Source organism: Rhodovulum tesquicola, from assembly GCF_024128855.1.
In the GTDB taxonomy this organism is placed as follows: Bacteria; Pseudomonadota; Alphaproteobacteria; order Rhodobacterales; family Rhodobacteraceae; genus Rhodovulum; species Rhodovulum tesquicola.
Window position 1 is genome coordinate 164,448 of sequence record NZ_JAMYDV010000005.1, and the last position, 9,301, is coordinate 173,748.

At 67.2% G+C, this 9,301-nt stretch carries 10 protein-coding genes; 4 read left to right on the top strand and 6 right to left on the bottom strand.

The features are described from left to right. The first annotated feature begins 1 nt into the window (after position 1). Positions 2 to 1,351, top strand: coding sequence for an acetyl-CoA carboxylase biotin carboxylase subunit (gene accC / locus NHN26_RS07135; protein WP_253088807.1), 1,350 nt, complete (start codon positions 2 to 4; stop codon positions 1,349 to 1,351). Positions 1,352 to 1,385: 34 nt separating this feature from the next. After that, positions 1,386 to 2,030, top strand: a complete 645-nt coding sequence (gene aat / locus NHN26_RS07140; protein WP_253088808.1) for a leucyl/phenylalanyl-tRNA--protein transferase — start codon at positions 1,386 to 1,388, stop codon at positions 2,028 to 2,030. Here aat and NHN26_RS07145 read toward each other — a convergent pair. The 5 genes from NHN26_RS07145 to NHN26_RS07165 all read right to left on the bottom strand — a co-directional run bounded on the left by NHN26_RS07145 (position 1,994) and on the right by NHN26_RS07165 (position 5,336). Further along, entirely contained in the window at positions 1,994 to 2,545 is a 552-nt protein-coding gene (locus tag NHN26_RS07145) for a DUF2155 domain-containing protein (protein WP_253088809.1), read from the bottom strand. The two genes, aat and NHN26_RS07145, sit on opposite strands and share 37 nt — an antisense overlap. Further along, positions 2,542 to 3,003 carry an outer membrane lipid asymmetry maintenance protein MlaD gene (gene mlaD / locus NHN26_RS07150; RefSeq protein WP_253088810.1) on the bottom strand — a complete coding sequence of 154 codons (462 nt, stop codon included), beginning with the start codon at positions 3,001 to 3,003 and terminating at the stop codon, positions 2,542 to 2,544. The genes NHN26_RS07145 and mlaD overlap by 4 nt, the downstream gene beginning before the upstream one ends. A 4-nt stretch (positions 3,004 to 3,007) precedes the next feature. Beyond that, a complete protein-coding gene (locus NHN26_RS07155) occupies positions 3,008 to 3,391 on the bottom strand; it encodes an NADH:ubiquinone oxidoreductase subunit NDUFA12 (protein ID WP_253088811.1) in 384 nt (127 codons plus the stop codon). A gap of 83 nt (positions 3,392 to 3,474) precedes the next feature. Beyond that, a complete protein-coding gene (locus tag NHN26_RS07160; protein ID WP_253088812.1) occupies positions 3,475 to 4,662 on the bottom strand; it encodes a DegT/DnrJ/EryC1/StrS family aminotransferase in 1,188 nt (395 codons plus the stop codon). After that, positions 4,659 to 5,336, bottom strand: a complete 678-nt coding sequence (locus tag NHN26_RS07165) for an HAD-IA family hydrolase (protein WP_253088813.1) — start codon at positions 5,334 to 5,336, stop codon at positions 4,659 to 4,661. Before NHN26_RS07165 ends, NHN26_RS07160 begins: the two co-directional genes overlap by 4 nt. A 123-nt stretch (positions 5,337 to 5,459) precedes the next feature. Between NHN26_RS07165 and glmU the strand changes: the two genes are divergently transcribed. Both glmU and glmS read left to right on the top strand, forming a co-directional pair. Beyond that, entirely contained in the window at positions 5,460 to 6,809 is a 1,350-nt protein-coding gene (gene glmU / locus NHN26_RS07170; RefSeq protein WP_253088814.1) for a bifunctional UDP-N-acetylglucosamine diphosphorylase/glucosamine-1-phosphate N-acetyltransferase GlmU, read from the top strand. 4 nt (positions 6,810 to 6,813) lie between these two features. Beyond that, the gene (gene glmS / locus NHN26_RS07175; RefSeq protein WP_253088815.1) at positions 6,814 to 8,634 is read left to right on the top strand and encodes a glutamine--fructose-6-phosphate transaminase (isomerizing); all 1,821 of its coding nucleotides are present in this window, start codon (positions 6,814 to 6,816) and stop codon (positions 8,632 to 8,634) included. A 571-nt stretch (positions 8,635 to 9,205) separates the two neighbouring features. Here the strand turns inward: glmS and NHN26_RS17570 are convergent. Next, positions 9,206 to 9,301 (bottom strand): IS3 family transposase (locus tag NHN26_RS17570; protein WP_331429120.1); only part of this gene is annotated, 96 nt, incomplete at its 5' end.

Sequence of the window (9,301 nt, forward strand, 5' to 3'; positions counted from 1 at the left end):
CATGTTCGACAAGATCCTGATCGCGAACCGCGGCGAAATCGCGCTCCGCGTGATCCGCGCCTGCCGCGAGATGGGCATCCGCTCGGTCGCGGTGCATTCGACCGCCGATGCCGATGCGATGCATGTGCGGATGGCCGATGAAAGCGTCTGCATCGGCCCGCCGCCGGGCACCGAAAGCTATCTGTCGATCCCGTCCATCATCTCGGCCTGCGAGATCACGGGCGCTCAGGCGATCCATCCGGGCTATGGCTTCCTGTCCGAGAACGCCCGCTTCGTGCAGATCGTCGAGGATCACGGCCTGACCTTCATCGGCCCCTCGGCCGAGCACATCCGCATGATGGGCGACAAGATCACCGCCAAGGAAACGATGAAGGCGCTGGGGGTTCCTTGCGTGCCGGGCTCAGATGGCGGCGTGCCCGATGTCGAGACCGCCCGGAAACTTGCGGGAGACATGGGCTATCCGGTCATCGTCAAGGCGACCGCGGGCGGCGGCGGGCGGGGCATGAAGCTGGCCAAGACCGCCGACGATCTGGAACGCGCCTTCCAGACTGCGCGTGCCGAAGCCAAGGCGGCCTTCGGCAATGACGAGGTCTACATCGAGAAATACCTGCAGAAGCCGCGCCATATCGAGATCCAGGTCTTCGGCGACGGACAGGGCCGCGCGGTGCATCTGGGCGAGCGGGACTGTTCGCTGCAGCGACGGCACCAGAAGGTTCTGGAGGAGGCACCCGGCCCCGCGATCGACGCCGAGACGCGGGCGCGGATCGGCAAGATCTGTGCCGACGCGGTGGCGCGCATCAACTATCGCGGCGCGGGCACGATCGAGTTCCTGTACGAAGACGGCGAATTCTACTTCATCGAGATGAACACCCGCTTGCAGGTCGAACATCCCGTGACCGAGGCGATCTTTGGCGTGGATCTCGTGCGCGAACAGATCCGCGTGGCCGAGGGGCGGCCCTTGTCCTTCGACCAGGATGATCTGGTGCTGAACGGGCACGCGATCGAGGTGCGGATCAATGCCGAGCGGCTGCCGAACTTTGCCCCCTGCCCGGGCCGGATCACCGCCTATCACGCGCCCGGCGGTCTGGGCGTCAGGATGGATTCCGCGCTTTACGACGGCTATTCGATTCCGCCCTATTACGACAGCCTGATCGGCAAGCTGATCGTGCATGGCCGCGATCGGGGCGAGGCGCTGGCGCGGCTTGACCGGGCGCTGGGCGAGTTGATCGTGGATGGCGTGGACACCACGGCACCGCTGTTCCGCTCGCTCTTGCTGGAGCCTGACATCCAGAAGGGCAATTACAACATCCACTGGCTGGAACGCTGGCTGGAGGCCGGGCCGGATCTCTGACGGACTCGCGCTCCGGCCCGCCGGGATCGAGGGAATGACGGCCGACAGACTGACGCCCCGGGTTCTGCTGAACGCCTATGCTGCGGGCATCTTTCCCATGGCGGAGTCGCGCGAGGATCCGGAGGTCTTCTGGGTCCGGCCGCGGCGGCGCGGGATCTTTCCGCTCGACGGCTTTCACATCTCGAAGAGCCTCGCCCGGCATATCCGCCGCGATCCCTTCATGACCTGCATCGACACCGATTTCGCAGGCGTCGTCGCGGGCTGCGCGGACCGCGACGAGACCTGGATCAACGACACGATCTTTGCGCTGTACCGCGAGCTGCACGCGATGGGGCACGCCCATTCGCTGGAAGTCTGGGAGGGCGACACGCTGGTCGGCGGGGTCTATGGCGTGACGCTGGGCGCGGCCTTCTTCGGCGAAAGCATGTTCTCGCGCCGCACGGATGCGTCAAAGATCGCGCTGGCCTATCTGGTGGACCGGCTGCGCGCGGGCGGTTTCCAGCTGTTCGACGCGCAATTCCTGACGCCGCATCTGCAAAGCCTCGGCGCCATCGAGATCGGCCGCGACGCCTATATGCGGCAGCTTGGGGCGGCACTGGCCGGGCAGGCGGATTTCACCGGCCCCCAGACGCCCGCCTCGGGTCAGGCGCTCTTGCAGCGCAGGACCCAGACATCGTAGCGGGCATGGTCCAACGGGTTCAGCGCCGGGCTTGACGCCAACATCCAGCCCGAAAACAGCCGCGAAACCCCCGTCTCGTCGGAAATCTCGATCAGCGCAAAGGCGTCAGAGGCCGGGTTGTCCGCAGGATAGCGGCATTCGCGCAGCATCACCTGCAACCGCCCCACCCGCGCGCCCTGCCCAGGCGCAAGGTCCAGATCGACCACCTCGCCCGACACCCGGTCAAGCCCGCGCAGCACCGCGCCCGCCTGCGCGGTTTCGGTCCGGATCGCCGGATCGGCCTGCGGGTCGGGCGCGACCGGCAGCATCACAAGCGGGTCTTCCTGCTCGATCGTCGGCAGTGGCTCGCCCAGCAACTGCTCGTTCAGCATCGTCTCGCCCGGCGGCAGGTCGTCGAGCGGACCGACCGACCAGCCCTCGGTCGTCCAGCTGTCTGGATCCCAGACGGGTTCCTGCTGCGCCGCCAGAGGCGCGGCGACCAGCATTAGGACAAGGGCCAGCCGCCCGCCGGTCATCGACCCGCCTCGTCGGCGGTTGCGGTAAAGACCTTCATCAGCAGAGAGATCAGGCTGACCGAGCCCTGGGTGTCCAGCATCTCGTCGCCTGGCGACAGGTTGAAGGGCGAGCCGCCGGGGATGATCTCGACAAAGGTGCCGCCCAGAAGCCCCTCGGTCGAAACCAGAACCGCGCTGTCATCGGGCAGTTCGATCCCCTTCTTCATGGTGAAACGGGCATCGGCGCGAAAGGTCTGGGGGTTCAGCTCAAGCGCGGTGACGGTGCCCACCTTGACGCCGGCCAGCCGGACATCGGTGCCGACATTGACCCCCTCGACCGAACGGAAGCTTGCCGTCAGTTCATAGCTGCCCGCGGCGCCGCCGATGCCGGTGGATTGGCTGGCGTACAGGAAGAACCCCACCGCCAGCGCCAGCACCGCGCCGCCCGTGATCACCTCTGTCGTGGTATTCTCGGCCATGGTGCTATTCGGGTTGCCACGCCTCGTAATCCCGCCGCGGGGCGGGCTCGGGCCTGCGGATCGACCCCGGCGGGGCGTAGGCCAGCGGCGTGCCGGTCAGATTCTCCTGATGCGGCTTTTCCCAAGACTTGCGCGGAAGCGGCTTCTCGGTCGGGGCCTCGGCATAGGTGTGGTGCAGCCAGCCATGCCAGTCCGGCGCAATGCGGCTGGCCTCGACCTCGCCATTGTAGATCACCCAGCGCCGCGTGCCGTCCTTCGACTGGTAGAAGACATTGCCCTGTGCGTCCTCGCCGACCTTCTGGCCGTGGCGGGCGGTGAACAGGCGCGTGCCGAGCGTTTCGGCGTTCCACCAGGTGACATATTTCAGAAGGTCGTCGATCACGCCCATGGGATCCTCCGCGTGGTGCTATGCGACATATGCCGCATGCGGGCCACAAGGTCCAGTGCCCTGCCCCGGGCCTCGCGGTCTGTTCAGATTGCACCTGCCTCGGCGCGGATGATGCGCGCGATCAGGGCGCAGTCGTCTTCCGAAAAGGTCAGCGGCAGGCGCATGTCGATCAGCCCCGCCAGCACCCGGTCGGTCCGCGGCAGCGGGTCCGGGTCGGCCCAGGTCCAATGGGCATAGCGCGATGTGAAGCCCTGCGGGCGCGCGGCGCCGAACCATTTCAGCTCGACCCCCCGGGCGGCACAGCGGGCCAGGAACGCCTCGATCCGGGGCGCGGGCCAGTCCGGCAGGCGGAACTGGAAGGACGAGCCGACGAACCCCTCCTCGGGCGGCCGCGCGATCAGCGCAAGCCCCGGCACATCCGCCAGCCCCGCCTCGATCACCCGGTAAAGCCCGTTCCAGCGCGCCACCTGTTCGGGCAGGCGGGCCAGTTGCGGGCGCAGGATCGCGGCGCGCAGGTTGTCCATCCGGCCCGAGACATTCGGCACCTCGCCCAGAAGCCGGGCAAACGCCTCGGCGGAGGGCGCGGCGCCGTGGCGGTCGAAATGCATGTAGCTGCCCGACAACAGCACCGCGCGGGCGGCAAGTTCCGCATCGTCGGTGACGATCAGCCCGCCCTCGCCCGAATTGATGTGCTTGTAGGTCTGGGTCGAATAGCAGCCCATCACCCCATGCCGCCCCGATGGCACGCCCGCCCAGTCGGCGCCCATCGTATGCGCGCAATCCTCGATGACAGCGACGCCTGCCCCGTCACACAGCGCCATCAGCGAGGGCATGTCGCAGAGATGGCCGCGCATGTGGGACAGCATCAGCACCCGCGCGTCGGTTTCCTCGATCCGCCGTTCCAGATGGGCAAGGTCGATGGTCAGCGCCTCGGTCGTCTCGACGAAGACCGGCCTCGCGCCAAGGCTGGCAATCGCGCCCGGCACCGGGGCCAGCGTGAAGGCATTGGTCAGCACCGCCTCGCCCGGTTCGACCTGCAAGGCCCGCAGCGCGCAGGCCAGCGCATAGCCGCCCGAGGCGACCGCAAGGCAATAGCGCGCCCCGGTGAAGGCCGCGAAGTCCTGTTCCAGCGCCGTCACCTCGCCCGCCTCGCCGGGGGCAAGGTTGTAGCGGTGCAGCCGCCCATGCCGCATCACCGCAACGGCCGCCGCGCTCGCCTCGTCGGGGATCGGCTCCTGCTGGGTGAAGCTGCCGGTGAACCGGTCGGTCATGGCACCGCCTGCGGAATCAGCCGCCCGGCCAGGTCGAACAGCTCGGCATAATCGGCCAACAGCGCCTCGGGCTCCAGCGCGGGCATCTCAGCCGCGGCCGGGCCGAAGGTGACCAGCACGCAGGGCACGCCGGCAGCGCGCGCGGTGTTGCGGTCGGTTGCGCTGTCGCCGATCAGGATCGACAGCGGCACCGCACCCCCTGCACGTTCCACCGCGGCGCGATAGGGTGCCGGATCGGGCTTGCGCACGGGCAGCGTGTCGGCGCCCACCAGCGAGCCGAACATGCCCCGCACCCCCAGCCGCGCCAGCAGATCCTCGGCCAGCGCCTCGGGCTTGTTGGTGCAGATGCCCACGCGGTAGCCCGCGCTGCGCAGCCGCTCGACCGCATCGACGGCGCCGGGATAGATCCGCGTATGCCGGTCCAGGTTCTGCGCGTAATGGGCCAGGAAGACGGGAAACTGCGCCTCGACCTCTGCCTCGGGCGCGGCCACGCCCAGCCGCTGGAACGCCAGCCGCAGCATCGCCCGCCCGCCCAGAAAGGCGGTCGTGGCGTCCTGCAACGGGTCAAGCGGCAGGCCCAGCCCCACATCCTCGAAACAGGCATTCGCCGCGTCGATCAGGTCGCGGCTGGTATCGGCGAGCGTGCCGTCGAGATCGAAGATGACCGTGCGCATGTGCCCCCGCTGCCCGTTGCGCGCCCTGAAACAGAGCGAAACGCCAAGTGATCCGGGCGACGGTTGCGCGCCCACGCATCCGCGATAAAAGGGATGCAACCAAAAGGAAAGAGCAGAGGCCCCATGCCGACAGCCCTGATCATCCTGGCCGCGGGCCAGGGCACGCGGATGCAGTCCGACCGCCCCAAGGTGCTGCACGAGGTGGCGGGCGCGCCGCTGATCGCGCATGCCATGGCGGCCGGTGCCGCGCTTGCGCCCGAGCGCACAGTGATCGTGGCGGGCCATGGCGCCGACGCGGTGCGCGCTGCGGTACTGGACATCGACCCGGATGTTGCGGTCGTCGTTCAGCAGGAACAGCTGGGCACAGCGCATGCGGTGGCACAGACGCGCGCGGTGCTGGACGGGTTCACGGGCGATGCCATCGTGCTTTACGGCGACACCCCCTTCATCCGGCCCGAAACGCTTGAGGCGATGGCCGAGGCGCGCGCGCGCCATGCGGTTGTCGTGCTGGGCTTCGAACCGGCCGATCCGGGCCGGTACGGGCGGCTGGTCATGGCGGGCGACGCGCTGGACACGATCGTGGAATTCAAGGACGCAACCCCGGAGGAACAGGCCATAGGGCTGTGCAATTCCGGCGTGATCGCAGCGGATTGCGCGCTGTTGTTCGAGTTGATCGACGCGGTCGGCAACGACAATGCCGCGGGCGAGTACTACCTGACCGATATCGTCGGACTGGCGCGCGCGCGGGGCCTTTCTGCGGGCATCGTGGTCTGTGACGAGGCCGAGACGCTGGGCGTCAATTCCCGCGCCGATCTGGCCCGGGCCGAGGCGGCGTTCCAGGCCCGTGCCCGCGCCGAGGCGCTGGAAAACGGCGTCACGCTGGTCGCGCCGGAAACCGTGTTCTTCGCCCATGACACCGTGATCGGCCGCGATGCCCTGATCGAGCCCAACGTGATCTTCGGCGCCGGCGTCACCGTCGAATCCGGCGCCCATATCCGCGCGTTCAGCCATCTCGAAGGCGCCCATGTCAGCCGCGGCGCGGTCGTCGGCCCCTTTGCCCGGCTGCGCCCGGGCGCGGAACTGTCCGAAGACGTGCGCGTCGGCAATTTCGTCGAGGTCAAGAACGCGCTGGTGGCCGAGGGCGCCAAGATCAACCACCTGAGTTACATCGGCGATGCGACCGTCGGCGCAGAGGCCAATATCGGCGCGGGCACCGTCACCTGCAATTACGATGGCGTCTTCAAGCACCATACCGAGATCGGCGCGCGCGCCTTCATCGGTTCCGACACGATGCTGGTGGCCCCGGTCCGCATCGGCGAAGGCGCGATGACCGCCAGCGGATCGGTCATCACCTCGAACGTGCCGGATGGCGCATTGGCGCTGGGTCGGGCGCGGCAGGACAACAAGCCGGGGCTGGCGGCGAAACTGTTTGAAAGATTGCGGGCCGAAAAGGCCCGGCGCAAAGGGAATTGAACTCATGTGCGGAATTGTCGGCATTCTGGGCGATCACGAGGTCGCCCCCATCCTCGTCGAGGCGCTGAGACGCCTGGAATACCGCGGCTATGACAGCGCGGGCATTGCCACGATCAACGCGGGCAAGCTGGATCGTCGGCGCGCGGTGGGCAAGCTGGTGAACCTCTCGGACCTTCTGGTGCATGATCCGCTGGCGGGCAAGTCGGGCATCGGGCACACCCGCTGGGCAACTCATGGCGCGCCCACGGTCGCCAACGCCCATCCTCACCGCGCGCGTCGGGTCGCGGTTGTCCATAACGGCATCATCGAGAATTTCCGCACGCTGCGCGAGGAGCTGGTGGCGCAGGGCGCAGGCTTCGAAAGCGACACCGACACCGAGACGGTCGCGCATCTGGCGCAGGTCTTCCTCGATCAGGGGCTTGCCCCGCGCGAGGCGGCCGAACGCACGCTTGAACGGCTCGAAGGGGCGTTCGCGCTCTTGTTCCTGTTCGAGGGCGAGAACGACCTGATGATCGCCGCCCGCAAGGGCAGCCCGCTGGCCGTGGGCCATGGCGAGGGCGAGATGTTCGTGGGCTCGGACGCCATCGCGCTGGCGCCGCTGACGCACCGGATCACCTACCTGGAGGAAGGCGACCGCGCCATCGTTACCCGCGCGGGCGCCCAGTTCTTCGACGATCAGGGCCGTCCCGTGAACCGCAAGATCCGCACCATAGAGATCGACGCGACCCGGGTGGAAAAGGCCGGCTACAAGCATTTTATGGCCAAGGAAATCGCCGAACAGCCCAGCGTGATGGGCGACGCGCTGCGCCACTACATCAGCGAAAGCGGCGAGATCGTCCTGCCCGGCGGCGGCATCGACTTCACCCGCGTCAGCCGCCTGACGATGGTCGCCTGCGGCACCGCCTATCTGGCCTGCATGACGGCGAAATACTGGATCGAGCAACTGGCGGGCCTGCCCGTCGATGTCGATATCGCGTCGGAATTCCGCTATCGCGAGCCGCCGATCCCCGAAGGCACGGTGGCCGTGTTCGTCAGTCAGTCGGGCGAAACCGCCGACACGCTTGCCGCGCTGCGCTATTGTGCCGGAAAGGCACAGCGCATCGTCTCGGTCGTCAATGTCGCCGAAAGCTCGATCGCGCGGGAAAGCGACCTCGCGCTGCCGATCCTTGCAGGCGCCGAGATCTCGGTGGCCTCGACCAAGGGCTTCACCTGCCAGCTGGCCGTCCTGGCGCTTGTCGCGCTCGAGGCCGCGCGCCAGCGCGGGGTGCTGGATGAGGTCGGGCTGGCCCGGCATGTTGAGGATCTGCGCTCGATGCCCGGTCGGCTGAACGCCGCGCTGGCCACCGAACCGCGGGTCGAGACCATCGCCCGCCAGCTGTCCGAGGCCAAGGACGTCCTGTTCCTGGGCCGCGGCGCGATGTATCCGCTGGCCCTTGAGGGCGCGCTGAAGCTCAAGGAAATCAGCTATATCCACGCCGAGGGCTATGCGAGCGGCGAGTTGAAACACGGCCCCATCGCGCTGGTGGACAAGACCGTGCCGGTGATCGTGATGGCCCCCCATGACCGGCTGTTCGACAAGACCGTGTCGAACATGCAGGAGGTGATGGCCCGCGGCGGCAAGGTGCTGCTGGTGACCGATGCGCGCGGCGCGGCCGAGGCGGGGCACGGCGTCTGGCAGACGCTGGTGATGCCCGAGGTGCCCGAGTTATTCGCGCCGATCCTCTATGCGCTGCCCGCCCAGCTTCTGGCCTATCACACGGCGGTGGCCAAGGGTACCGACGTGGACCAGCCGCGGAACCTCGCGAAATCGGTGACGGTGGAATAGCGGCTCGGACCACCAGGAACTTTTGAACTGGTCATGGGCAACGGATCGTGGTCGGCCGGATATCCAGCCGAGCCACTTATCACGACGCCAACTTGCGGACATCCGCTCCAGCCAGGGTGATGCGTTCAAGACGCAGGCTGCGCTCATCCACTACATGCTGCACCGATTATCTGGGGAGGCGCTGCACAAGGCACTGCGTGTCCCTGCGATCATAGTTCTTCCCGATCGCCCCAGAAAGTCCTTTCTTTTCAACGGGCGTATGGGACCGTCGGGGTAAAATTTCTCCCAATTCGGGCCAAAAATCCTCCCGTCGCGGAGTATGTATGAAAAAAGGCCCGCCGAAGCGGGCCTTTCTTAGCGAAAACTGAAATAAAAACTCAGGCGGATTCCTGAACAACTCGGGGCGGGCGGAGCCGGATCGGATCCAGATCCTGTAGTTTGAACGTAAGCGTCGTTGGACGGCCACCCGGTTTTCAGGTTGACGGCTGGTAATTCCACGGGAGCAACTCGTCCAGTCGGCCTTGCGGATGGCCGGCGGCGATGGCCTGCTGCCGGTTTCGTGGACAGCAGGTTAAGCTAGCATAGCGCGGGCCTCGAACTCCATGGGGCTGATGTAGCCCAGTTTCGAATGCCGTCTGCGCGGGTTGTAGAAGCGCTCGATGTAGTC

What these genes read in the sequence shown, in the direction of transcription:
- accC (WP_253088807.1), top strand. Translation starts at nt 2, where the DNA reads ATGTTCGACAAGATCCTGATCGCGAACCGCGGCGAAATCGCGCTCCGC.
- aat (WP_253088808.1), top strand. Translation starts at nt 1,386, where the DNA reads ATGACGGCCGACAGACTGACGCCCCGGGTTCTGCTGAACGCCTATGCT.
- NHN26_RS07145 (WP_253088809.1), bottom strand. Translation starts at nt 2,545, where the DNA reads ATGACCGGCGGGCGGCTGGCCCTTGTCCTAATGCTGGTCGCCGCGCCT.
- mlaD (WP_253088810.1), bottom strand. Translation starts at nt 3,003, where the DNA reads ATGGCCGAGAATACCACGACAGAGGTGATCACGGGCGGCGCGGTGCTG.
- NHN26_RS07155 (WP_253088811.1), bottom strand. Translation starts at nt 3,391, where the DNA reads ATGGGCGTGATCGACGACCTTCTGAAATATGTCACCTGGTGGAACGCC.
- NHN26_RS07160 (WP_253088812.1), bottom strand. Translation starts at nt 4,662, where the DNA reads ATGACCGACCGGTTCACCGGCAGCTTCACCCAGCAGGAGCCGATCCCC.
- NHN26_RS07165 (WP_253088813.1), bottom strand. Translation starts at nt 5,336, where the DNA reads ATGCGCACGGTCATCTTCGATCTCGACGGCACGCTCGCCGATACCAGC.
- glmU (WP_253088814.1), top strand. Translation starts at nt 5,460, where the DNA reads ATGCCGACAGCCCTGATCATCCTGGCCGCGGGCCAGGGCACGCGGATG.
- glmS (WP_253088815.1), top strand. Translation starts at nt 6,814, where the DNA reads ATGTGCGGAATTGTCGGCATTCTGGGCGATCACGAGGTCGCCCCCATC.